This window comes from Acuticoccus sp. MNP-M23 (assembly GCF_031195445.1).
Lineage (GTDB): Bacteria > Pseudomonadota > Alphaproteobacteria > Rhizobiales > Amorphaceae > Acuticoccus.
The window spans coordinates 758,849-782,247 of the sequence record NZ_CP133480.1 but is presented as its reverse complement, the minus strand read 5'-3'; the positions used below and the strand labels follow the sequence as shown (position 1 = coordinate 782,247).

General features: G+C 67.1%; 19 protein-coding genes. 12 read left to right on the top strand and 7 right to left on the bottom strand.

All coding sequences use genetic code 11. From position 1 onward, the window contains the following. The first annotated feature begins 37 nt into the window (after positions 1 to 37). The 6 genes from RDV64_RS03700 (at position 38) to RDV64_RS03675 (ending at position 7,722) form a co-directional block, all read left to right on the top strand. Positions 38 to 958, top strand: coding sequence for an ABC transporter permease (locus tag RDV64_RS03700; protein WP_309197932.1), 921 nt, complete (start codon positions 38 to 40; stop codon positions 956 to 958). Beyond that, positions 958 to 1,896, top strand: a complete 939-nt coding sequence (locus RDV64_RS03695) for an ABC transporter permease (RefSeq protein ID WP_309197931.1) — start codon at positions 958 to 960, stop codon at positions 1,894 to 1,896. The genes RDV64_RS03700 and RDV64_RS03695 overlap by 1 nt, the downstream gene beginning before the upstream one ends. Continuing rightward, positions 1,893 to 2,882 (top strand): ABC transporter ATP-binding protein, encoded by a 990-nt coding sequence (locus RDV64_RS03690; RefSeq protein ID WP_309197930.1) that lies wholly within the window; start codon positions 1,893 to 1,895, stop codon positions 2,880 to 2,882. Before RDV64_RS03695 ends, RDV64_RS03690 begins: the two co-directional genes overlap by 4 nt. After that, entirely contained in the window at positions 2,879 to 3,856 is a 978-nt protein-coding gene (locus RDV64_RS03685) for an ABC transporter ATP-binding protein (protein WP_309197929.1), read from the top strand. Before RDV64_RS03690 ends, RDV64_RS03685 begins: the two co-directional genes overlap by 4 nt. A gap of 66 nt (positions 3,857 to 3,922) precedes the next feature. Then, positions 3,923 to 6,022, top strand: a complete 2,100-nt coding sequence (locus RDV64_RS03680) for a hydantoinase/oxoprolinase family protein (protein WP_309197928.1) — start codon at positions 3,923 to 3,925, stop codon at positions 6,020 to 6,022. Then, a complete protein-coding gene (locus tag RDV64_RS03675; RefSeq protein WP_309197927.1) occupies positions 6,022 to 7,722 on the top strand; it encodes a hydantoinase B/oxoprolinase family protein in 1,701 nt (566 codons plus the stop codon). The genes RDV64_RS03680 and RDV64_RS03675 overlap by 1 nt, the downstream gene beginning before the upstream one ends. Before the next feature lie 6 nt (positions 7,723 to 7,728). Here the strand turns inward: RDV64_RS03675 and RDV64_RS03670 are convergent, their stop codons facing one another. Together RDV64_RS03670 and RDV64_RS03665 are read right to left on the bottom strand one after the other, a co-directional pair. Further along, positions 7,729 to 8,688, bottom strand: coding sequence for a LysR family transcriptional regulator (locus tag RDV64_RS03670; protein WP_309197926.1), 960 nt, complete (start codon positions 8,686 to 8,688; stop codon positions 7,729 to 7,731). Beyond that, positions 8,685 to 9,770: a ring-opening amidohydrolase gene (locus RDV64_RS03665; RefSeq protein ID WP_309197925.1), complete on the bottom strand. Its 1,086-nt coding sequence runs from the start codon at positions 9,768 to 9,770 to the stop codon at positions 8,685 to 8,687. Before RDV64_RS03665 ends, RDV64_RS03670 begins: the two co-directional genes overlap by 4 nt. 210 nt (positions 9,771 to 9,980) lie before the next feature. Here RDV64_RS03665 and RDV64_RS03660 point away from each other — a divergent pair, with 210 nt between their 5' ends. Genes RDV64_RS03660 through RDV64_RS03640 form a run of 5 tightly spaced genes read left to right on the top strand, consistent with a single transcriptional unit; the run spans position 9,981 to position 16,565 of the window. Continuing rightward, positions 9,981 to 11,555 (top strand): ABC transporter substrate-binding protein, encoded by a 1,575-nt coding sequence (locus RDV64_RS03660; RefSeq protein WP_309197924.1) that lies wholly within the window; start codon positions 9,981 to 9,983, stop codon positions 11,553 to 11,555. A gap of 17 nt (positions 11,556 to 11,572) precedes the next feature. Then, positions 11,573 to 12,544, top strand: coding sequence for an ABC transporter permease (locus tag RDV64_RS03655; RefSeq protein ID WP_309197923.1), 972 nt, complete (start codon positions 11,573 to 11,575; stop codon positions 12,542 to 12,544). Beyond that, entirely contained in the window at positions 12,541 to 13,437 is an 897-nt protein-coding gene (locus RDV64_RS03650; RefSeq protein ID WP_309197922.1) for an ABC transporter permease, read from the top strand. Before RDV64_RS03655 ends, RDV64_RS03650 begins: the two co-directional genes overlap by 4 nt. Further along, entirely contained in the window at positions 13,412 to 15,133 is a 1,722-nt protein-coding gene (locus RDV64_RS03645) for an ABC transporter ATP-binding protein (protein WP_309197921.1), read from the top strand. The genes RDV64_RS03650 and RDV64_RS03645 overlap by 26 nt, the downstream gene beginning before the upstream one ends. Further along, complete coding sequence (locus RDV64_RS03640; RefSeq protein ID WP_309197920.1) at positions 15,126 to 16,565, top strand: amidohydrolase family protein; 1,440 nt, start codon at positions 15,126 to 15,128, stop codon at positions 16,563 to 16,565. Before RDV64_RS03645 ends, RDV64_RS03640 begins: the two co-directional genes overlap by 8 nt. A gap of 85 nt (positions 16,566 to 16,650) precedes the next feature. Here the strand turns inward: RDV64_RS03640 and RDV64_RS03635 are convergent, their stop codons facing one another. From RDV64_RS03635 to RDV64_RS03615, 5 genes are all read right to left on the bottom strand, one after another. Beyond that, on the bottom strand, positions 16,651 to 17,580 hold the full coding sequence (locus RDV64_RS03635; RefSeq protein ID WP_309197919.1) for a glyoxylate/hydroxypyruvate reductase A: 930 nt from the start codon (positions 17,578 to 17,580) through the stop codon (positions 16,651 to 16,653). A gap of 154 nt (positions 17,581 to 17,734) precedes the next feature. After that, positions 17,735 to 18,706, bottom strand: a complete 972-nt coding sequence (locus RDV64_RS03630; protein WP_309197918.1) for a TRAP transporter substrate-binding protein — start codon at positions 18,704 to 18,706, stop codon at positions 17,735 to 17,737. 5 nt (positions 18,707 to 18,711) lie between these two features. Next, on the bottom strand, positions 18,712 to 19,521 hold the full coding sequence (locus tag RDV64_RS03625; protein ID WP_309197917.1) for a creatininase family protein: 810 nt from the start codon (positions 19,519 to 19,521) through the stop codon (positions 18,712 to 18,714). Positions 19,522 to 19,525: 4 nt separating this feature from the next. Continuing rightward, a complete protein-coding gene (locus RDV64_RS03620) occupies positions 19,526 to 20,803 on the bottom strand; it encodes a TRAP transporter large permease (protein WP_309197916.1) in 1,278 nt (425 codons plus the stop codon). A gap of 34 nt (positions 20,804 to 20,837) precedes the next feature. Continuing rightward, a complete protein-coding gene (locus tag RDV64_RS03615) occupies positions 20,838 to 21,365 on the bottom strand; it encodes a TRAP transporter small permease (RefSeq protein ID WP_309197915.1) in 528 nt (175 codons plus the stop codon). A 214-nt stretch (positions 21,366 to 21,579) separates the two neighbouring features. On the opposite strand from RDV64_RS03615, the gene ggt reads away from it, so the two are divergent. Continuing rightward, positions 21,580 to 23,343, top strand: coding sequence for a gamma-glutamyltransferase (gene ggt, locus RDV64_RS03610; RefSeq protein ID WP_309197914.1), 1,764 nt, complete (start codon positions 21,580 to 21,582; stop codon positions 23,341 to 23,343). Positions 23,344 to 23,399 lie beyond the last annotated feature (56 nt).

The following is a 23,399-nucleotide window of genomic DNA, read 5'->3' as shown; positions in this document are numbered from 1 at the left end:
CGGGCGCCCGCGTGGCGCCCGGCCTGAAGGGTAGTTTGTGGCACGTTACATCCTGGCGCGGCTCTGGCAGGGGCTGCTCGTCGTCCTCGGGGTGACGCTCGTCGTCTTTGTGGTGACGCGCGTGGTCGGCAACCCGGTCGACCTGATGCTGCCGCTTTCGGCCACGGCTGAACAGCGTGCCGCCTTCGCCCAGCAGATCGGCCTCGACCAGCCGCTCCCCCTCCAGTTCGCCCGTTTCGTGGGCGATCTCGTCACGCTCGATTTCGGCGAAAGCGTGTGGCAGCGCCGTCCGGCCGCCGAAGTGGTGTTCGAGCGCCTGCCCAACACCATGCTCCTCATTGCAGCCGGTCTCGGCGCAGCGCTTCTGCTGGCGCTGCCGCTGGGCATCATCGCCGCCACCCGGCCGGACGGGCCGGTGGACCGGCTGATCGTCAGCGCCGGGCTTCTGGGTCTGTCCATGCCGCAATTCTGGGTCGGGCTGATCCTCATCACCATCTTTGCGGTAAACCTCAAATGGCTGCCCACCTCCGGCGCCACCACCTGGGCCCACCTCATCTTGCCCGCCGTCACCCTCGGCCTCGCACCGCTTGCGCGGCTGACCATGCTCACCCGCTCCGCCGTGATCGACGAACTCAACAAGCCCTACGTGAAGACAGCCCGCGCCAAGGGGATGCCGGCGCACCGTGTTCTCGGCATCCATGCGCTGCGCAACGTGCTGATCGGCGTCCTTACGCTGGCCGGCTGGGAGCTGATCCTCGCCCTTTCCGGCTATACGGTTGTGGTGGAAACCGTGTTCGCGTGGCCGGGGCTGGGACTGACCGCCATCCAGGCAATCCAGCGCGGCGACCTCTTTCTGGTGCAGGCCATCGTCTTCGTCATTGCGGCGCTGATCGTCATCATCAACCTTGCGCTCGATCTTGCCTTCAAGCTGATCGACCCGCGGATCGACGTGCGCTGATGGCTGCCCTCCGTGCCCTTTCCAGCGCGGCATGGCTGCGCGAACTGCGCCACGACAAGGCCGCACTCCTCGGTCTCGTCGGCGTGGTGACCGTTGTGCTGGTGGCGGTGTTCGCCCCGCTGCTGGCCCCCTACGATCCTGCGGCGCAGGACGTGCTGGCGCGGCTGAAGCCCCCGGCATGGGCCGCCCGCGGCAGCATCGACCATCTGCTCGGCACCGACCATCTGGGCCGCGATGTTCTCTCCCGCCTCATCTATGGCTCGCGCATCACGCTGGCCATTGCGGCAACTGTGGTCCTGCTTGCCGGCTCGTTCGGTGTCCTGATCGGGCTTCTGGCGGGCTATCTCGGCGGGCGGGCCGATGGCTGGCTGATGCGCGCCGTGGACGTGCAGATCTCCTTTCCGGGCATTCTGCTCATCCTTCTCATCGTGTCTGTGATCGGGCCGGGCGTTGTCACCCTGGTTGTGGTGCTCGCCGCCACCAACTGGATGATCTACGCCCGCATCGTGCGCGGGATTGTGCTGGCGAGCCGGCAGAGCGCCTACGTGGAAGCGGCCGAAGTGATCGGCTGCGGCCCGTTGCGCGTCATCGGCCGGCACATCCTGCCCAACCTCACTGCGCCGCTTCTCACTTTGGCGATCCTCGAATTCACCAACATTGTGCTGGCCGAAGCCGCCGTCTCTTTCCTCGGGCTTGGCGTGCAGCCGCCGGCGACGAGCTGGGGCCTCGATGTGGCCGGCGGGCGTGATTATGTGTTCATCGCGTGGTGGCTGGTCACCTTTCCCGGCCTTGCCATCGTCTTCACGGTCCTCTCCATCAACCTCTTCGCCGGCTGGCTGCGTGTCACCAACGACCCGCAGGAGCGCGAAAAGCGGTTCGCCCGGCATGAGACCCGGCGCCAGCGCAAGCGGCCGCTCGCCCGCCGGATTGCGCCATGAGCAAACTCCTCGACATTCAGGATCTCAAGGTCGCGTTCGCCACCACCGGCGGTACGGTGGAAGCGGTGCGCGGCGTTTCCCTCACGGTGGACCGAGGCGAGACGCTGGGCCTCGTCGGCGAATCCGGCTCCGGCAAGAGCGTAACGGCGCAGGCGCTTATGGGGCTGATCGATCCGCCGGGCGAAATCGTCGGCGGTGACATCCTGTGGGATGGCAAGTCCGTCTTCGACGACCGCAAGGCGTGGCTGAAGCGGCGGGGGCAGGACGTCTCGATGGTCTTTCAGGACCCGATGACCTCGCTCAACCCCCTGATGACGGTGGGCGACCAGATCACCGAGACGCTGCGCTACCACAAGCGCCTGTCCACCGCCGACGCCCGCCGCCGCGCGGTGGAGCTGATGGGCCACGTCGGCATCGGCGCGCCGGAGCGGCGGCTCGACCAGCGCCCGCACGAGTTTTCCGGCGGCATGCGCCAGCGCGTGATGATCGCCATGGCGCTCGCCTGCGACCCCGTGCTCCTCATTGCCGACGAGCCCACCACCGCCCTCGACGTGACGGTGCAGGCCCAGATCATCGACCTCCTCACCGACCTTCAGCGCGAACTCAACCTTGCGATCATCCTCATCACCCACGACCTCGGCGTGGTCGCCGAACTCTGCCGTGACGTGGCGGTGATGTACGCGGGCCGCGTGGTGGAAACCGGGAGCGTGGAGCGGATCTTTGCCGCCCCGCAGCACCCCTACACGCAAGGGCTCCTGCGCTCGACACCCACGCTGGACGGCGTGGAAAAGCGGCTCGTCTCGATCCCCGGCGCGCCGCCCCGGCTGGTGGGGCCGCCCACCGGCTGCGCCTTCCGCCCCCGCTGCCCCGCCGCAATTCCCGCCTGCGAAACCGCCCCGGCGCTGGAGCCGGCGAGCGGCGGCGGCACGGTCGCCTGCCTGCGTCCGGGCGTTGACGCATGGGCCGAGCCGGCGGCGGCGACATGAGCCAGCCTGCCGTCACCGCCCAGAACCTGGCTGTCGACTACGCCGCGGCGGCCGCCACCCTTCTCGGCCCCGCGCGCAAAATCCGCGCTGTGGAGGGCGTCAGCTTCGCCATCGCCAAGGGGGAGACGCTGGGGTTGGTGGGCGAGTCCGGCTCCGGCAAATCCACGGTTGGCCGCGCGATCCTCCGCCGCACGCCGCTCGCCGAAGGCCGCGTCCTTCTGGACGGCGAGGACATCACCCACACAAGGGGCCGCGCGCTCCAGCGTCTGCGCGGAAAGATGCAGCTGGTGCTCCAGGACCCCTACGCCAGCCTCAACCCACGGATGCGCGTGGCCGAAATTGTCGCCGAACCGCTTATCGTCCACCGCCGGGTAAAATCCCGCGCGGAGGCGAATGCGCGGGTGGCGGACATCCTGCGCCTTGTTGGCCTGCCGGACGATGCCCATGCGCGCTTTCCGCATGCCTTTTCGGGCGGGCAGCGGCAGCGCATCGGCATTGCGCGAGCGCTGGCGCTGGAGCCGCAGCTGATTGTGGCCGACGAGCCGGTTTCGGCGCTGGACGTGTCGGTCCGCGCGCAGGTCATCAACCTGATGCAGGACCTGCAGGAGCGGCTCGGCCTCTCCTACCTCTTCATTGCGCACGACCTTGCCATCGTGCGCCATATCTCGCACCGCATCGCGATCCTCTACGCCGGCCGCCTCGTCGAGATTGCGGCGCGCGACGCCATCTACACGGCGCCGCGCCACCCCTACACCGAGGCGCTGCTGGCCGCGGTGCCGGTGGCGGACCCGTCCGTCGTCCGTGCGGAGCGCGACCATGGCGCTGCCCCCGCCGAGCTGCCGGATCTTGCGAACCCGCCGCCCGGCTGCCTTTATGCAATGCGATGCCCGCTGGCGACCGACCAGTGCCGCAGGGAGGCGCCACCGCTGACCGAAAAGGCGCCCGGCCATCTCGCCGCCTGCTGGCACCGATGACCCCGCGGCTGGTACGCTGACACCCGGCCCCGACAAGGCGCCTGACGACCCCAAGGACGGACCTTCATGAGCTATCGCATCGGCGCGGACATCGGCGGCACCTTCACCGACCTCGTGATGGTCGACGATGCCGGCACCGCCTTCCATGTCGCCAAGGTGCTGACGACGCCCGCCGAGCCCGACCGCGCGGTGCTGGACGGCGTCGACACCCTGCTCGCGGGCAACGGCGTTTCGGCCGAAGCCGTCGGCCACCTCATCCACGGCACCACGCTGTTCACCAACGCGCTGATCGAGCGCAAGGGCGCGAAGACGGCGCTGATCACAACCCGCGGCTTCCGCGACGCGGTGGAGATCGCCCGCGAGTACCGCTTCGACATGTACGACCTCTGGATGGAGCGGCCCGACCCCATCGCCCCCCGCCACCTTCGCCTTGAGGTCGACGAGCGCATCCTCGCCGACGGCACGGTCAAGACCGAACTCGACGAAGCCTCGGTCGAAGCGCTGATCCCGGGCCTTCGCGAGGCCGGCGTCGAGGCCGTGGCGGTCTGCCTTCTCCACGCCTACCGCAACGCTGCGCACGAACAGCGCATCGGCGAGATTCTCGCCGAAAAGCTGCCCGAGGTCGCCGTGTCGCTGTCGTCCGAGGTGAACCCCGAGATCCGCGAATACGACCGCGCGTCCACCACGCTCGCCAACGTCTACGTCAAGAAGATCGCCGACGAGTATCTGCACCGGCTGGAAGAGCGGCTGCGCGAGAAGGGCGTCCCCGGCGCGCTTTACGTGATGCAGAGCCAGGGCGGCGCGTGCGATATCGCGACGGCAACCTCGCTCCCCATCCGCCTCGTGGAGTCCGGCCCTGCAGCGGGGGCGCTGGCCGCCGCCGCCTACGGCAAGCTGATCGGCGCCAGCGACCTGTTGTCGTTCGACATGGGCGGCACCACCGCCAAGGCGTGCCTCATTCTGGATGGCGAACCGCTGATCGCACCGGAATTCGAGGTCGACCGCAAATACCGCTTCAAGAAGGGTTCGGGCCTGCCGGTAAAGGTGCCGGTGATCGAGATGATCGAGATTGGCGCGGGCGGCGGCAGCCTCGTCACCCGCGACGCGCTGGGCCGCCTGCAGGTCGGCCCGCAGAGCGCAGGCGCCGTGCCGGGGCCGGTCAGCTACAACCGCGGCGGCACCCAGCCCACCGTGACCGACGCCGACCTGGTGCTCGGCTACCTCGACCCTGCCTTCTTCCTCGGCGGCACCATGGCGCTTGACGTGGACGGCGCGCGCGAGGCGCTGCGCAAAACCGTCGGCGAGCCGCTCGGCATCGGCGCGGAAGCTGCCGCATGGGGCGTCCACCGCCTCGTCAACGAGAACATGGCGTCCGCCGCCCGTATCCACGCCGTGGAGCGCGGCAAGGAGGCCGACAAGCTGCCGCTGTTCGCGTTCGGCGGCGCGGGGCCTGTCCACGCCTTCGGCGTTGCGACCATCCTCGGCTCGCCGCAGGTGGTCTATCCGCTCGGCGCGGGTGTGATGTCCGCCGCAGGGCTTCTCGCGGCGCCGCTGTCGTTCGACTTCGTGCGCACGATGCCCGCCGGGCTTGAGGCGATGGACTGGGCCGCCATCAACAATGCGCTCACCGAGATGGAAGCCGCCGGCCGCAAGGTCATCGGCCGCTCGGTGCCGGAAGACGCCATCACCTACCGCCGCACCGCAGACGTGCGCTACCGCCGCCAGGGCTACGACCTCACCGTCCAGGTGCCGGGCGGGACGCTCGGCGAAGACAGCGCCGCCACGATCCAGGCCGCCTTCGAAGACGCCTACCGCGCCATCTACGGCCAGACCCCCACCAACGTGGAGCTGGACGTGATCTCGTGGCGCGTCGTTGCCGCAGGCCCCACGCCGCGTCTGGTCCTCCCAAGCGCCGCCACCGCGGCGGGCGACGCCACCGCCGCCATCAAGGGTCACAGAAAAATCTTCCGCGCCGACAGCGAGACGATGGAAGAGGTCGCCGTCTACGACCGCTATGCGCTGGGCGTCGGCGCCACCTTCAAGGGGCCGGCCATCGTGGAGGAGCGGGAAAGCACCGTGGTGCTGAACGGCCCCTGCCGCGCCACCGTCGACACTCACGCCAACCTTATCGTCGACATGCCGACCAGCGCCAAGGGAGACGCCTGATGGCCCTCGACCAGCTCAAGCTCGAAGTCCTGTGGAACCGGCTGATCGCCACCGTCAACGAGCAGGCCGCCGCGTTGATGCGCACGTCCTTCACCTCCATCGTGCGCGAGGCGGGCGACCTCTCCGCCGGCGTGTTCGACCGGCGCGGGCGGATGGTGGCGCAGGCCGTCACCGGCACGCCCGGCCACATCAACGCCATGGCCACCTGCATGCATCACCTTCTGGGTGCGTACCCGGTAGACACGCTGAACGAGGGCGACGTCCTCATCACCAACGACCCGTGGATGACGGCCGGCCAGCTCAACGACATCACCATCGTCACGCCGGTCTTCAAGAACGGACGCTGCGTCGGCTTCTTCGGCAATTGCTGCCATGCGCTCGACATCGGCGGCCGCGGCCTCTCCGCCGACAGCCGCGAGATCTTTGAAGAAGGCCTCCAGATTCCGATCCTGAAGCTCTACGACGCCGGCAAGCCCAACGAGACGCTGTATGCGCTGCTCAAGGCCAACGTGCGCACGCCGGAAGAGGTGATGGGCGACCTCCACAGCCAGGTGGTCGGCAACGAGGTCGGCGCGCGGCAGCTCCTCGCCTTCATGGCCGACTTTGGCCTCGACGATATCGAGGAGGTGGCCGACGCCATCGTCGAGCGTTCCGAGGCCGCCATGCGCGACCGGATTGCCGCGCTGCCCGACGGCACCTACGGCTTCGAGATGATGACGGACGGCTTCGACACGCCGATCAAGCTCGTCTGCACCGTCACCATCGCCGGCACCGAGCTGACGGTGGACTACGAAGGCACGTCGGACGCGGTGGACCGGGGCATCAACGTGGCGCTCAACTACAGCGCCGCCTACACCACCTACGGCATCAAGTGCGCCATCTCGCCGGACATTCCCAACAACGAGGGGAGCTTTCGGCCCGTGAAGGTGACGGCCCCCCTGGGCTCCATCCTCAACTGCCAGCACCCGAGCCCGGTGGCGGGCCGGCATCTGGTCGGCCATTTCCTCCCCAGCCTCGTCTTCGGCGCGCTGGAGGAAATCCTGCCCGAAAAGGTGATGGCAGCGAGCTTCGATGCCCTCTGGGATTCGCAGGTCTACGGCGACCGGCCGGAAGGCGGGCGCTTTGCCTATGTGTGGTTTGCAGCTGGCGGCGTCGGCGCGATCCACGGGCGGGACGGAATGTCGGCGACGGCGTTTCCCTCGGCCATCGCGGGCATCCAGTCCGAGATGATCGAGGCGCTGGTGCCGATCTTCATCGCCAAGCGCGAGCTTGTTGCCGATTCCGGCGGGGCAGGGCGCTGGCGCGGGGGTCTGGCGCAGTCGTTCACGCTGGGTGTGCGCGGCGGCAAGCCGTTCACCTTTTCCGGCCTTTACGACCGGATGCACCATGCCGCGGCCGGGCTTGCCGGCGGCCAGCCGGGTGCGGTGGGCAAGATCACCACCCGCTCCGGCGACCCGCTGCGCGCCAAAACCCGCAACACGCTCCCCGGCGACGAGGAGGTGACGCTGGAGCTTCCCGGCGGCGGCGGCTACGGCAACCCGCACGAGCGGCCTGCGGACAGCGTGCGCGCGGATGTGGAGGCAGGCTATGTGTCGGCCGAGCGCGCGCGGTCGGACTACGGCGTTGCGATCGACCCCAAATCACTCGCCATCGATGAGGCGGAAACCGCAAGGCTGCGCGCGGCCATGGCGGCGGCGTAGGCCCGCTCACGGCTCCGGCAGCGCGAACTCCAGCCAGTCGAGGTTGGTGCCGGAGCCGGCGATTGTGCCGGCCGCGCCGCACGCGGCGATGGATCGCACGATCGTCGCCGCGGCAGGTGAGAGGCCGACCTCTTCGCGCCAAAGTGCTGCAATGGTGCGGCCGATCTCCGGCTCCACCAGCAGCCTGTGGGCAAGCCGCGAATGATCGTCTCGCGGCAGCGCAATGCCCGGAAGCGCCGTCACGCCGACGCCCTGCTGGATGTAGCCATTGACCGTTGCAAGGTTGGACAGTTCCGCCACGATCTTGAAATCGACCTGGCCGGGTCCGCCCATCTCGTCGACGATGTCGCGAATGGCGGTGTCGGCGCTCATCATGATGAACGGGTGGCGGGCGAGTTCATGCCACGTCATCCGGGGGGCCGTTTCGAGCGGATGGCCGCGCGGAAACACGGCATGGAAACGGTCCCGTGCCATTTCCACAAAGGCCAGCTCCTCACCGGGGCCAGGGGTGCTGCCGAGCCCGAGGTCGGCCTCGCCGCTGCGCACGGCATCCTTGATCTGCCGCATCCGCATGTCGCGCACCTCGATGGTGATGCCGGGGTACATGTCGGTGATCATGGCGAGCACCGGGGGCATCAGGCGCCAGGCCAGCGATGGCACGCACGCCACCACAACGCGGCCCCGGCGGCGGGCCACAAGGTCCTCGATGTCGTGGGCCATGGTGTCGAGGCTGGCGAGAAGCGCGCGGGCCTGCGGCAAGAGGCTGAGGCCCACGGCGGTCAGCTGCACCTTGCGTGTGGTCCGCACGAAAAGGGGGGCCCCCACCTCCGCTTCCAGCTGGCGGACGCTCTGGCTGAGTGCCGGCTGAGAGAGGCCGAGCGACCCAGCCGCCGCGACGAAGCTGCCATTCTCGGCCACGGCAATGAAGAGGCGCAGCTGCCGGAGGGTGAGATTGGACGCCTTCATGCCGTGCGGTAGATGACGGCGACCGGCCCGCCGCCGTCCGGCCCCTGGTGTTCCGCGCCGCCGGACACGAACAGCTCCGCGTGGCCGACGAGGCCCGCCAGCACGCCCGCGACAAAGCCGCGCGCATGCCGGGTCGGCGAAATATCGGAATCGTCGAGCATCGTGTGGCGGTGGCCGCGCAGCCGGCCTGTGGATGACGGCTCCGCCTTCGCCAGCACGCAGATGACGCGTTCGCGGGCAGCGCTGCTGAGAAATGCATCATCGCTAAGGCCGGTGCGGGCGAAAATGCCGGCGAGGGCGCGGCCGTCGGCAGCGTCCGCCATCACCGCATGGTCGATCCGGCACGGTCCGCGCCACGACGGCGCGTGGCCGAGGACGACAATCTCGTTGGCCATCAGCTCTATCCCCGCCGAGGCGCTGGCCCGCCCGCTGAACAGCGTCCGGTCGGTGGTGATGGCGTCATCGCTTGGCGTGTCGATCTCGCCCAGCGCCAGTGCCACGCCGAGCGATGCGGCGCCGCGGGAAAACCCCATGGATTTCAGCGTGTCGCCTGTTGCTACCGTTGCCCCGCGGGCTACCGCTGCAGCCGTGCGTTCCGCTGTGATCAGCGGGCATTTCACCTGTACGAAGTGGACGTCCTCGGCGTTCTCGATACCGGCGGTTGCCATGGCGGCGCGCACGCCGCTGGCAACCAGCGCCACCTGCGCGTTGCGGCCGATCTCCTCCGGCGCCAGATCGCGTGTGGTGTGGACGCCGACGGCGAGTGCGTTTTCGCCCGGACCATCGTCGGGCAGCGCCTCGAACACCAGCCAGTGCGGGGCGAGGGCGCCTTCCGTGCCACCGGACATCACCATCGCAATTTCGGCGACGGCATCGGCCGGAAGGTGCGCGCCCAGCATCAGCCGCAGCGACTGGACGGCAAAGGCCCGCGTGAAGTCGTTGACGCAGCCATTGCCCTCCGTCTTGGCGAAGATCGCCCTGATGGCGCCGGGGTCGATCTCGCCTCCGGCGATGGCCGCGCGGATGGGGGCCGTGTCATCCGGCGCGGCCATGGACAGGCGGGTCACCCTTGCTCGTGGCATAAATCCAAAATTCTCCCATTGTGCGAATCCGGCGCGCGTCTTGCTTCGCGCCAAGGGTCTGCGGTCGGTTTCATGCGCGGCATGAAGCGTGCCGAAGCAAAAAACTTACTGACGGTTCAAACAAATTGAATTCCGGCGGTATACAGTTTGCCAAATGGCTGGCTATGATCCGGCCCAATGGTCATGACTATTCAAAGGAGTGGGCGGAGCATGAAACGAACGATCCTCAACCTTTCGACAGCAGCGGTTGCGCTGCTTGCCGCCAGTGCGGTGTCGGCTGAAACCCTGCGCTGGGCGAACGATGGCGATGTTCTGACCCTCGATCCTTATGCCCACACCGAAAGCCTGACGTCCTCGTTCCTGCATCACCTTTATGAGCCGCTGGTGCGCCGCAACGCCGACCTCGGCTTCGAGCCGGCGCTGGCCACCGAATGGGAGCTGATCGAGCCGACCCGCGCCCGCTTCAAGCTTCGCGAAGGCGTGACCTTCCACAACGGCAACCCCTTCACGGCCGATGACGTGGTGGCCTCCATCACGCGGATGATCGACCCGGATTCGCGTGCGCGCGGCAACCTGTCCGCCGTCACCGCCGCAGAGAAGGTGGACGATCTCACCGTCGACCTCATCCTCACCGGCCCGACGCCGCTTCTTCTCAACGACCTTTCCGGCGTGTTCATGATGGACAAGGAGTGGATGGAGGAGCACGACGCGCTGACGCCGGGCAACACCACCACCGGCACCGTCACCTACGCGTCCGATCACGCCAACGGCACGGGCCCCTTCAAGCTCGAAAGCCGCACGCCGGACGCGAAGACCGTTCTCACCGCCTTCGATGACTGGTGGGACACGCCGATCCACAACATCGACACCATCGAATTCACGCCCATCGGCTCCGACGCCACGCGCGTTGCCGCGCTGCTGTCCGGCGAAGTGGACGTGATCACGCCCGCGCCGTTGCAGGACACCGCGCGGATCGACGGGGCGGACGGCGTTTCGGCCATCCAGAACCCGTCCCTGCGCACCATCATGCTCGGCCTCAACGTGGGCGACGACGAGCTGGACGCTGCCCCCGGCTCCGGCTTCAACCCCCTGAAGGACGTGAAGGTCCGCAAGGCGCTGTGGCAGGCCATCGACATGGACGCCATCGCCGCCAAGGTGATGCGCGGCAAGGCCCGCGTCGCCGGCCTGATGATCGCCCCGCAGATTGCCGGCTACGTTGCCGAAGACGACGTGAAGCCGGAATACGACATGGACGCCGCCAAGAAGCTTCTGGCCGACGCCGGCTATGAAGACGGCTTCACCATGGGCCTCGACTGCCCCAACGACCGCTACGTCAACGACGAGGAAATCTGCCTCGCCATTGCGTCCATGTGGAAGAATCTCGGCGTGGACGTGAAGCTCACCACCCAGACCAAGGGCAACCACTTCCCCAAGGTCGATAATGGCGAGACCGACGCTTACATGATCGGCTGGGCGACGCTGCCGGCCATGGACGGCTACAGCCCCGTGCGCGCCATGCTCGCCACCCGTGACGGCGAGATGGGCGGCAACAACCCCAACGGCTACTCCAACGCGCGGGTCGACGAGATCGCCAAGCTCGCCGGCGAGGAAACCGACGACGAGAAGCGCCTTGCGATGATCTCCGAAGCCATCCGCATCGCGCGCGACGAGATCGCCTTCATCCCGCTCCACCAGCAGCCGCTGGCTTGGGCTGCGCGCGACAATGTCGAGCTGATCCAGTTCCCGGACAACTACTTCCGGGCCTGGCACTACAAGGTCAACTGAGCGAAGGGGCGGCGGGCATGCTCGTCTTCATAGTCCGCCGCCTTGCGCAGGCGCTGGTGGTAATCTTCGCGATCGCCATCATCTCCTTCGTGATGTTCCGGTACGTCGGCGACCCCGTCGCCACCATGTCGCGTGAGGACGCGTCTGTCACCGAACGCGCCGAACTGCGGGCCAGACTGGGGCTCGATCAGCCCGTAATCGTCCAGTTCGGTGATTTCGTCTCGCGCCTGTCGCGCGGCGATCTCGGCATTTCCTACCGCAACCAGCGCCCGGTGGCGGACATGATCGCCGAACGGCTGCCCGCCACGCTGGAGCTGGTTCTGGTGGCAACGCTGTTGTCGCTCGCCATCGGCATTCCGCTCGGCGTCATCACCGCCGTCCACCGCACGGGATGGCTCGCGACCACCGTCCAGTCGGTCTCTCTGGTGGGCATCTCGGTGCCCACGTTCGTGACCGGCATCATGCTCATTCTTGTCTTTTCGGTGACGCTGCGCTGGCTGCCCTCGTTCGGGCGCGGCGAAACGGTCGACCTTGGCTGGTGGACCACCGGCCTCCTCACGGTCACCGGCCTCAAGGCGCTGATCCTCCCGTCCGTCACCCTCGCCCTTTACCAGATGACCCTCATCATGCGCCTCGTCCGTGCCGAGATGATCGAGATCCTTTCGTCGGACTACATCCGCTTTGCACGCTCGCGCGGCCTGCCATCCCGGTCGATCCACTATCGTCTTGCGCTGAAGAACGGGCTGATGCCGGTCATCACCATCACGGGGATGCAGATCGGCGGCCTGATCGCTTTCGCGGTGGTGACTGAAACCGTGTTCCAGTGGCCGGGCCTCGGGCTTCTGTTCATTCAGGCCGTGTCGTTCGCGGACGTGCCGGTGATGGCGGCCTATCTCCTCTTCGTCGGCCTCCTGTTCGTGACCCTCAACGCCCTTGTCGACATCACCTATCTCATTGTCGACCCGCGCCTCAGGACCTCCAGACCATGAGCGGTTCCCCCTCGCTCTGGCGCGATTTCCTGCGCTCGCCCAAGGCAATCATCTCGGCCGTCGGCGCGCTGCTGCTGATCGGCGCAGCCTTTCTTGCGCCCGTCCTCGCGCCCCACTCGCCATTCGAGCTTGGCACCTTCAACCTGATGGATTCGGAACTTCCGCCGTCCTTCATGGAAGGCGGCGACCCGCGCTTCCTTCTGGGCACCGACATGCAGGGGCGGGACGTGTTCTCCGCCATCCTTTTCGGGATGCGCATCTCGCTCACCGTCGGCATTGCCGCCGTTGCAATCTCGGCCGGCATCGGCACGCTGATCGGCCTTTTCGCCGGCTTTTACGGCGGATTTCTGGACAGCGCGCTGATGCGCCTTGCCGACGTGGTGCTCTCCTTTCCAACTATCCTCATTGCGTTGCTGGTGGCTGGCATCGCGCGGTCCGTCGCGCCGCAGACGGCGGGCGGAGAGGGGGCGATCCTCATCCTGATCTTCGCCATCGCCATCAACGAATGGACGCAGTACGCACGCACCGTGCGCGGCCAGACGATGGTGGAAAAAGGCCTCGATTATGTGAAGGCGGCGCGCGTGACCGGCGTTGCCGAGGGCAGGATCCTGTCCCGCCACATCCTGCCCAACATCCTGTCGCCGGTGATCGTGATTGCCACCATCAACCTGGCGCTGGCGGTGCTTGCGGAAGCGACGCTTTCCTTCCTCGGCGTTGGAATGCCGGCAACCTCGCCGTCGCTGGGGACCCTCATCCGCATCGGCAACGAGAATCTCTTCTCCGGCGTCTGGTGGGTGGTCGTCTTCCCGGCGGTGGCACTGGTTCTGCTGGTCCTCTTCGTAAACCTCTTTGGCGATTGGCTCCGCGATGCCCTCAATCCCCGGATCGACTGAACCGCGCCTCCTCGTGCGCGGCCTCACCGTCGCTTACGGGCGTGCGGGCAAGCCGGCTGTCGATGGCATCGACATCGAAGCGAAGGCGGGCGAGATCGTCGCCATCGTCGGCGAGTCCGGTGCCGGCAAGTCGTCAATCGGCGCGGCGCTGCTCGACCTCGTCGACAAGCCCGGCCACTGGCATGCGGACACCATCGCGCTGGATGGCGCGCCGATCGACTACCGCACCACCCACACCCGTGGCCGCGACGTCAGCGTCATCTTCCAGGACCCGCAGACGGCGCTGAACCCACTCTTCACCGTCGAGCAGCAGCTCGTCCACATGGTGCGTCACCACGAAGGCCTCTCAGGCCGCGCCGCGCAGGACCGTGCGGTGGAAATGCTGGAGGCCGTCGGCATCCCCGACCCGGCCGAGCGCGTGAAACAATACCCGCACCAGTTTTCCGGCGGGATGCGCCAGCGCGTCGTCATCGCGCTTGCCATCGCGTGCAACCCGCGCCTCGTCATCGCCGACGAGCCGACCTCCGCACTCGACGTGTCGGTGCGCGGCCAGGTGCTCGACCTCATCCGCGCGCTGGCGCGCGAGCGCGGCACGGCGGTTCTCCTCATCACCCACGACATGGCGGCGGTCTCCCGCATCGCCGACACGGTGGCGGTGATGAAGAATGGTGAGATCGTCGAGACCGCTCCGACCGAGGCGCTGCTCACCCGCCCGCAGCACGCCTACTCCAAGATGCTGATTGCGGCGGTCCCGCCCGGCGAACGCACCATCCATCGCTTTGAGGTGCCGCCGCTCGCCGACGTGGCCGCCCCCGCCGTGCACGGTTTCTCTCTGGACACGTGGCTGCGCGCCGGCGGTGCCGACCGGCCGGGCGAAAAGCTCCTGAGAGTTGAGGGCGTGACGAAGACATTCGCGCTTTCGGCGGGCCTCTTCGGCGGCGGGCGCAAACGGTTCACCGCGGTGGACGACGTGTCATTCTCCGTCCACACCGGCGAGGCCTACGGGCTGGTCGGCGAGTCGGGCTCCGGCAAATCCACCCTCGCGCAGCTGGTGGCGGGGCTTTACACGCCGGACAAGGGGCACATCGCATTCGGCCCGCACGCGCTGGAGCCGGGGGCGCGGGAGGTCGAGATCCGCGAATATCGCCGCGGGCTTCAGATGATCTTTCAGGACCCGTTCTCCTCGCTCAACCGGCGCCTGCGGGTCGGCGATGCGGTGGCCGAGCCCATCGTCACCGCAGGCACGGAGGACAAGGCGACCATGCGCAAGATCGTCGAGGCACTGCTGGAGCGCGTCGGCCTCCCCGGCGACGCCATGCACCGCCACCCGCATGCGTTCTCCGGCGGCCAGCGCCAGCGCATCGCCGTCGCGCGCGCATTGGCCGGCCGCCCGCGCCTCCTCATCTGCGACGAGCCCACCTCCGCGCTCGACGTTTCCATCCAGGCACAGCTCCTCAATCTGTTGATGGACCTCAAGGACGACCTCGGCCTCGCGATGCTGTTCATCACCCACGACCTGCCGGTCGTGCGGCAGGTGGCGGACCGGATCGGCGTCCTCCAGCGCGGCAAGCTGGTGGAGGAGCAGGGTTCCGACGCCCTGTTCGACGACCCCCAGAATTCCTACACGACGGCGCTGATCGACGAACTTCCGCACCGCCATCGCAACAATCAACACCAAGGAGCACTGAATGGCTGACCTGCGGATCGACAACGCCGTTGTCGTCACCATGGACGGAACGCGTCAGGTGATCGACAACGGCTCGATCGCCATCACGGCGGACCGCATCGTGGCCGTCGGGCCGACGGCGGAGATTGCCGCCGCGCACCCCGCCGGCGAGGTGATCGACGCCAAGGGCATGGCCGCGATGCCGGGCCTGATCGACGTTCATGCCCACGCCGGCCACGGCCTCATCAAGACGCTGGCTGGCGGCGACAGCAACGCCTGGTTCGACGCCTGCCGCGTGGTCTACACCCTCGCGTCCGACCCCGGCTTCTGGCATGCCGAAGCCGCGCTCGCGGGCCTCGAGCGCCTCAAGGGCGGCGTCACCACCGGCGTCTCGCTCCTGGGCGGCGGCGACAGCGTGATGCGCACCGACACCCGCGACGGCGGCGATGCCCACCTCGACGCCGTGAAAGATCTCGGCATCCGCGTGCAGATGGCCATCGGCCCGACGCGGCCCCCGTTTCCGTGGACCTACGGCACCTGGAAAGACGGCGTGCGCACCGACTACGAGGTGACGTTCGAGCAGCAGATTGCCACCTGCGAAACGCTGATTCGCGACCGCCACAACACCGAGGGCGGCCGGCTCAACATCGCGATGCTCTCGCCGACCTTGCGCAAGGAGCACCTCGGCAACGCCAGCGCCGAGGACAAGGCGACCATGGTGGAGCAGGCCAAAAAGGCTTCAGCCGTCGCGCGCGAGCATGGCCTCATCTTCACGCAGGACGGCCACCGCCAGGGCACCGTCCAGTTCGCGTTCGACGAGCTGGGCATCCTCGGCCCCGAGGCGCTGCTGTCACACTCCACCGATTTCACCGACGAGGAAATCAAGATCTGCGCCGACACCGGCACCAAGATCGCGCACAACCCCAGCGCCATCGCGTCCGTCATGGGCCGCTGCCGTGCGCCCGAAATGATCGACGCCGGCATTGTCGTCGGCCTTGGCTCGGACGGCACGGCGCCCGACCGCTCCGGCGACATGTTCCGCCACATGCAGCAGTGCATGCACTACCACCGCCGCCACTTCCAGGACGGGTCCGCCATGCCCCCCGGCAAGGTGATGGAGATGGCGACCATCGACGCTGCAAAGGCGCTCGGCATGGAAAAGGAGATCGGCTCGCTGGAGCCCGGCAAGAAGGCCGACGTGATCCTCATCAACCTCGCCGCGCCGCACCTTTACCCGCCCAACATGCCGCTCTACCGCATCGCGTGCTTTGCCAACGGTGCGGACGTCGACACCACCATCTGCGATGGCAAGGTTCTGATGAAGGGCCGCAAGGTGCTGACGGTAGACGAGACCAGGGTGCTGGACGAAGCCGCTGCCGAAACCGAGCTGATGTTCGACCGCACCGGCTACCGCGACCTTCTGAAGACGCCGGACACTTTTTTCGGCCACACCCACTACTGACGAAAAAGGGCAGGGGCGGGGTCAAGGCCCCGCCCGGAGCCACGCACAGCCGGGCGCGCAGTGCCCCCGCAGCTGAATGTGAGGTTCAATACCCCCGCGAAAGATCCACCATGTCCGGCACGTCTTCGCCGGCGATGAAGCGGCGGAGATTGGCGGCGATCCGCTTTCCCCCCGCGTCGGGGTCAATCAGCGAGGCGACGTGCGGTGTCACCAGCACCTTGGGGTGTTCCCAGAAGGGGTGCTTCGCCGGCAGCGGTTCGGTGTGGAAGACGTCGAGCGTGGCGCCGTCGATCTGGTTGCGGGCGAGAGCGTCCAGAAGGTCGTCGTCCACCAGATGCTGGCCGCGGGCAGCGTTGATGATCGACGCGCCCTTCGGCAACCTGTCGAACAGAGACGTATTGAGGATGCCGCGCGTCTCCTCCGTCAGCGGCAAGAGGCAGACGAGGATCTCGGTGCGGGCGAGGAAGGCATCCAGTCCCTCGGGGGCGTGGAAGGTGGTCACGCCATCAATGGTCTTCTCGCTGCGGGACCAGCCGGCAACATCGAAGCCGAGCACGCTGAGAGCCTTCGCACAATCGGCACCGAGGTTGCCGAGGCCCATGATGCCGACCTTGCGCTCGTAGGCCGGCGGGTTGACGCTCTGGCGCCATTCGCGCAGCGGCATCGCCTCTTCGAGAGCAGGGAGGTTGCGGTGGAAGCGCAGGACATGCAGCGCCACGTATTCGCGCATCCGCTGGGTGAGGTCGTCGCCGGTGGCACGGATGATCGGGACGCCGGCGGGCAGTTCCGGGTCCTCCAGAATGTGGTCGATCCCGGCGCCGATGGAGTGGATCACCTCAAGGTTCGGGAACTGCTTCAGCCCGCCTGCGGGGGGCTTCCAGACCACGGCATATTTCACCGCCTCGAGGGGGCCGGGGTCGTCCCAGAGGCGGACGTCGAGCTCCGGCAGGAGGGTGGTCATGTGCTCCAGCCACCAGGTTTGGCGGGCCGGTCCGACGCGGATGACGAGCGTCATGGGTGTCTCTCCTGAGAGGCGTATCTGGCGTGAAGGCTGGTGTTGCGGGCGCGGCTGCAAGGCGGCGCGACCTACGCAAGGAAAGGGCGGCGCCGGATGTGCCCGGCGCCGCCCTTCGTGTGGTGCCGCCCCGTAAAAGGGGGCGGCGGGTCGCTTACATGTCTTTCTGGCCCATCTCGGCGATGGTCTTGTAGTCGGCTTCGCCCCACACTTCGGTGCCCAGCTCGTCGCGGACGGCCTGGGTGGCTTCGACCCACTCGGCCTTGTCCGGATAGGTGATGGCGACGCCGGCGGCTTCCATGTCGGCGATGTACTGCTTCTGCTGCTCGGGCAGCAGTTCCAGAACGCGGGTGGTGGAGGCGTCGTTGGCTTCCTGCAGGAGCGCCTTGTCATCGTCGCTGAGGCCGGACCAGAAGCTTTCGCCAACCATCACATAGGCCGGTTTCACGATGTAATCGACCATCGCAACGCCCTTCTGCACCTCGTAGAACTTCTGGGCGTAGATGGTTTCGATAGGGTTTTCCTGGCCGTCGACAACGCCGGTCTGCAGTGCGGTGTAGACTTCCTTGAACGCCATCGGCGTCGGGTTGGCACCGAGCGCTGCCAGCGACTTCACGTAGTAGTCCCGTTCCGGCGCGCGCAGTTTCAGGCCTTCAAGGTCAGCCATGGCATTGATGGGCTTGTTGGCGCTGATCTGGCGCGGATTGCGCGGCATGAAGCCGAGCAGGCGGATCTGGCGCTCGTTGATCAGCTTGTCGTTCCAGGCGGCGCCCACGTCGCTGCCGATCACGGCCTCGTAGTTCGCCATGTCCTTCATCAGGTAGGGGAGGGCGAGATACTCGATCTCCTTAATGCCGGGGTCGCCGGACGCCATCACCTGCGTGGTGCCGAGTGCCAGCTGGGCAATCATCTCGCGCGGGGTGCCGAGCTGGTTGGCCGGGAAGATGGTGACCGTGTGGTCCGAACCCTCTTCGACCACGCGCTTGAACTCGACGGCGCCTTCGTACTGGGCTTCGCCTTCCTTGGCCCAGAGGCCGTAGCGGATCTCGTCCGCCGTGGCAGCCGCGCTGCCGGCAAACGTTGCCACCATGGCAAGTGCCGTGAGCTTGAGTGTGAAGTGCTTCATAGGTCTCACTCTCCCTTGTGTGTTCGTGTGTCGGCGCCTTCGAGGTGCGCGACGAAGTCGGCGCAGAAGGTCACCAGATAATTGACGATCGCCTCGCCCTTGTCGGCGGAGGCGACGGCAGGGTCGCCGCCTGCAATGCCGTTGGCGCAGCGGTCCGTCACGTCGACGGGCATGGTCACGTCCACGCCCTTGAATTTTACCGCACCGAGGCCGGCTGTCGGCAGCCCGATCATGGTGCCGAACTCACCGGGGCGCTCCTCGAGGTCCGGGCGCATCATGTCCGGGAAGAGGTGCTTGTAGACGGAGGTCAGCGGGTCGGCGCCGTGGCCCTTGGCGCGGGGTGCGTCGTCACCGTAGAGCGGGTTGAAGACGCTGTCCGGCACCGAGCGCCACAGGTGGATGGCGGGCACCAGAATGCCGCGCTCCTTCTTGATCCGGCGGACCGTCATGTCGATCAGCGCCGCATTGCCGCTGTGGCCGTTGAGGATCACGACCTTGACGAGGTCATGGTCGAGGAAGTTGACGATCATGTCTTCCAGCACGGCGGAGAACGTTTCCGGCCGCAGGGCAATGCCGCCGGGCACGGTGCGGAAATAGTCCGCGTAGCCGAAGGGCATGATCGGCGCGACAACCGCGCCGGCCTGTTCGGCGACGCGGTCGGCGATCACCTCGGTGAGCTGGTAGTCGCCCATGGGGCAGCTCGGCCCCTGCTCTTCCTGCGAGCCGAGCGGGATGATGATGACCGGCTTTTCCGGAAGGCGGGCTTCGAACTCGCGGAAGGTCATTTCTGCGAGGCGGTGTTTTTGCGTGGTCATGGGGTCAGCCGAAAACGAGGTTGGGCAGGAAGAGGGTGAGCTGCGGGAAGAGAGCCAGCAGTGCCACCGCGGCGAACAGCGGGATGTAGAAGGGCAGCATCGCACGAACCATCTGCCCGAACGATATTTCGGCAATGTCCTGCGCGATGAAGAGAAGCACGCCGACCGGTGGCGTGCCGCCGCCGATAATCAGCGAGAACACCATCAGGACGCCGAAGTGCACGGGATCGATCCCGAAGGCGAGGATGACCGGCACGAGGATCGGCGTCAGCACGATTTCCGCCGAGGAGGCCACCATGAAGAGGCCCACCACCAACAGCATCCCGATGATGATGAAGAGCACCACGATGCTGCTGTCGGACACGGTGCCGAGCCCCGTGGCAATCACCTGGGGGACCTGCTCGCGCACCATGATCCACGAGAATGCCGACGCCACCGCAATGATGACGAGAATGCGCACCGACCCCAGCGAAACGCTCTGGAAGACGCGCCAGATCTCGCCCGCCGACACGTTGCGGTAGACGAACGCCGAGAGGAACAGCGCGTAGGCGACCGCAACCGCGGCCGCCTCGGTGGGCGTGAACACACCGGAGAGGATGCCGCCGACGATGATGACCGGAAACAGGATCGCCGCAGCGCCCCGTTTGGTGGCGCGCACCACGGTCGGAAAATCGGCACGGGGGTAGCGCGGGAAGCCTTTTGCGCGGGCATAGAAGTAGGTGAACACCATCTGCGAGAGGATGATGACGAGGCCCGGGATGATGCCGGCCAGAAGCAGCCGGCCGATGGAGACGTTGGCGAGCGCCCCGTAGATGACCAGCGCCACCGATGGCGGAATGATCGGGCCGACCATGGCCGAGGCAACGGTGACCGCAGCGGAGAAGGGGGCGGGGTAGCCCTCCTTTTTCATGGCCGGAATGAGGACCGAACCAAGTGCGGTGGTGTCCGCCGTCGCCGAGCCGGACATGCCCGAAAAGATCATGCTGGCCAGAATGTTGACCTGACCGAGGCCGCCGTGGATGTGCCCCACCAGCGCCTTGGACATGTCGACGATCCGCTCCGTCAGCCGGCAGGCGTTCATCAGCTCGCCGGCAAGGTAGAAGAAGGGAATTGCGAGGATCAGAAAGCTGTCGACCGACGCGGTCATCCGCTGGGCAAGCAGCGCAAGGTCGATGCCGACCGCCCAGAAATATGCAGCGGAGGCGATGCCGAGCGCAAAGAAGAGCGGCATTCCGAAGGCGAGAAGCACTGCCAGGAGTGCGAGAATGAGGCCGGTTGTCATGGGCGGGTGATCTGCAGGCTGGGGACGGTGCGGGTCACATCGCGTCCTTCAGGAAATTTTCGCGGGTGCGGGCAGTGCGGCGGCGGCGATAGACGAGGCGCAGCACGATGGCGAGCGCCATGAACACGGCCCCCACTGCAACCGGCAGCCGGACGATGCCGGACGGAAGCTCAAGCGCCCCCATTTCGGAAAAATTCTCGATCTTCACCAGCCGCAGGGTGGGCGAGATGAGAAGGATGCAGAACCCCACCGAGAGCGCGGCATTGATCAACCGCACGACGCTCCGCGCCACCAGAGGCAACGCGCCGAAGCCAACGTCGATGTTGAGATGGCGGCCGTCCCAGCAGGCGACGGCAGCGCCGATGAACGTGATCCACACGATCAGAAGCCGCGCCAGCTCCTCACTCCAGATCAGCGGACTGTCGAGCACGAAGCGAAAGAAGATCTGCGCTAACGTCAGAATGACGACGACGATGAGCCCGAGGGTGATCGCAATGCGCAGCGGCATGAACAGATCGAGCGCCGGGCGGCCCTGTTTCGCTGGCGCGCTGGTGTCTGTCATCGGGCAGGCTCGAAACCGCTCTGGCGCAAGGCGCCCTGCCTGGAAGCACGGATATGGAAATTCAAAGCGGGCTCCTCAGGGTGTTGACGCGTTGAAAGCGGGATAGTGCGAACTAGAATGCAGCAATGCAACATTTGAAATGGCTCGTTTGCATATATCGTGCGCACTGCCTAGACCGCAGGCAGTGATTTTGATGACAGCCTGAGGAGATGACGTGAGCACGCATGACGGCTGGAGGGCGCACTCACCTGTGTCGTTTGACTGCGAGAAGGCGGCAGCATCCGGGCGCTCGGTGGTGGTTGCAAACCATCCGCTGGGCACGGCGGCTGGCGTTGAAATGCTGGCTGCCGGCGGCAACGCCGTGGACGCTGCGGTCGCAACGCTGTTTGCGCTGACGGTTGTCGAGCCGATGATGGTTGGCATTGCGGGCGGCGGCCTGTCGCACGTGCGCCTGCCTGACGGGCGCCATCACGTGATCGATGCGATGAGTGTCAGCCCTGCCGACACGCATCCCGCAATCTTCGAGCCAGTGTCGGACGAGCCGGCCCGCCGGATGGAAACGGTGAACCGCCGCTCCGCTTACGGCCCGAGTGCGGTGGCCGTGCCTGGCAATCTGGTCGGCTGGACCAAACTGCACGGCACCTACGGCAAGCTCCCCTTCTCCGACCTGCTGGAGCCTGCGATCCGGCTTGCGCGGCGCGGCTTTCAGGCGACGCATTATCTGGCCGGGGCGGTTGGCGAGTGCGCTGCCGACATTGCCGCCGACGAGGCGATGGCCAGCGTCTTCATGCCCGATGGCCAATTGCCTTCGGCCGGCACCCGCATCGTCCAGAACGACTACGCGGAGAGCCTGCGCCTCATCCAGACCATGGGCGCCTGCGCGCTGCACGACGGCCCGCTCGGCGACGCTCTGGTGTCCAGAATCCATAACGACGACGAGACCGACGGGTGGCTGCGCGAGGAAGACCTCTACAATTATGAAGCGGTCGTGCGCACGCCCATCGTCGGCAACTATCGCGGCTTCGAGGTGGTCGGCCCGCCGCCGCCCGCGTCGTCCGGTGTGCACGTCGCCCAGATGCTCAACATGATTGAGCATTTTGACGTGAGAGGCGAAGGTTTCGGCACGCCAGCGGCTCTTTCCGCCCTGGTCAGCGTGCTGGGCGTTGCGATGGCGGACCGTGCGGCCTTCAGCGGCGATCCGGCGTTTGTGGACGTGCCGGTGGAACGGCTCATCTCCAAAGAATATGCCGCGCAATGCTGGGCGCAGATCAAAGCCGGGGCGCGCGAGCAGACGATGGCCCACACGCCCGAATCGGCCAACACCACCCACATCACCGTGGCCGACCGGGACGGGATGATCGTCACGGCGACCCACACCATCAACGGCATCTTCGGCGCCCGTTTCATGGTGCCGGAAGCCGGCTTCATCCCCAACAATTACATGATGAATTTCGATCCGCATCCGGGTCGTGCGCTGTCGGTGGCACCGGGCAAGCGCGTCCCCACGTCCATGGCGCCGATGATCGTGCGGCAGAACGGCAAACCGGTCTTTGCGCTGGGGTTGCCGGGCGGCGTGCGCATCTTTCCATCCGCCTTCCAGTCGATCCTCAATCTTCTGGACCACCGCATGTCCGTGCAGGAGGCGGTGGAGGCGCCGCGCCTGTGGACCGACGGCCATGAGGTGGAGGTCGAGGCGCTCTATGGCGAGCCGGCAGCCGATGCGCTGCGTTCCGGCGGCCATGCGCTAAAGGTGGTGCCCCACATTGGCGGCGGCATGAACGCGGTGTCCTTTGGCCCGGACGGTGTGGCGACGGGGGCGGCGTGCTGGCGCGCGGACGGAACGGTTGGCGCCATTGGCGGCGGCCTTGCCCGCCCCGGCGTGCGCTTCTGGCCCGGCCGCTCGCCTGACCAGGGGGAACCGCTTTCCGAAGCCAAACCCCCGCGCAACGCGGGACCCGTCGGCGAGGCCTCGCACTGAACCCCTCAAGCTGATGGCCGCCGCCCCGTGCCGGACTTGCCAGCGCGCCTCCAGAC

Bases quoted from the DNA above. Each gene is read 5' to 3' on its own strand.
- RDV64_RS03695 (WP_309197931.1), top strand. From the start codon at position 958: ATGGCTGCCCTCCGTGCCCTTTCCAGCGCGGCATGGCTGCGCGAACTG.
- RDV64_RS03690 (WP_309197930.1), top strand. From the start codon at position 1,893: ATGAGCAAACTCCTCGACATTCAGGATCTCAAGGTCGCGTTCGCCACC.
- RDV64_RS03685 (WP_309197929.1), top strand. From the start codon at position 2,879: ATGAGCCAGCCTGCCGTCACCGCCCAGAACCTGGCTGTCGACTACGCC.
- RDV64_RS03680 (WP_309197928.1), top strand. From the start codon at position 3,923: ATGAGCTATCGCATCGGCGCGGACATCGGCGGCACCTTCACCGACCTC.
- RDV64_RS03675 (WP_309197927.1), top strand. From the start codon at position 6,022: ATGGCCCTCGACCAGCTCAAGCTCGAAGTCCTGTGGAACCGGCTGATC.
- RDV64_RS03670 (WP_309197926.1), bottom strand. From the start codon at position 8,688: ATGAAGGCGTCCAATCTCACCCTCCGGCAGCTGCGCCTCTTCATTGCC.
- RDV64_RS03665 (WP_309197925.1), bottom strand. From the start codon at position 9,770: ATGCCACGAGCAAGGGTGACCCGCCTGTCCATGGCCGCGCCGGATGAC.
- RDV64_RS03660 (WP_309197924.1), top strand. From the start codon at position 9,981: ATGAAACGAACGATCCTCAACCTTTCGACAGCAGCGGTTGCGCTGCTT.
- RDV64_RS03655 (WP_309197923.1), top strand. From the start codon at position 11,573: ATGCTCGTCTTCATAGTCCGCCGCCTTGCGCAGGCGCTGGTGGTAATC.
- RDV64_RS03650 (WP_309197922.1), top strand. From the start codon at position 12,541: ATGAGCGGTTCCCCCTCGCTCTGGCGCGATTTCCTGCGCTCGCCCAAG.
- RDV64_RS03645 (WP_309197921.1), top strand. From the start codon at position 13,412: ATGCCCTCAATCCCCGGATCGACTGAACCGCGCCTCCTCGTGCGCGGC.
- RDV64_RS03640 (WP_309197920.1), top strand. From the start codon at position 15,126: ATGGCTGACCTGCGGATCGACAACGCCGTTGTCGTCACCATGGACGGA.
- RDV64_RS03635 (WP_309197919.1), bottom strand. From the start codon at position 17,580: ATGACGCTCGTCATCCGCGTCGGACCGGCCCGCCAAACCTGGTGGCTG.
- RDV64_RS03630 (WP_309197918.1), bottom strand. From the start codon at position 18,706: ATGAAGCACTTCACACTCAAGCTCACGGCACTTGCCATGGTGGCAACG.
- RDV64_RS03625 (WP_309197917.1), bottom strand. From the start codon at position 19,521: ATGACCACGCAAAAACACCGCCTCGCAGAAATGACCTTCCGCGAGTTC.
- RDV64_RS03620 (WP_309197916.1), bottom strand. From the start codon at position 20,803: ATGACAACCGGCCTCATTCTCGCACTCCTGGCAGTGCTTCTCGCCTTC.
- RDV64_RS03615 (WP_309197915.1), bottom strand. From the start codon at position 21,365: ATGACAGACACCAGCGCGCCAGCGAAACAGGGCCGCCCGGCGCTCGAT.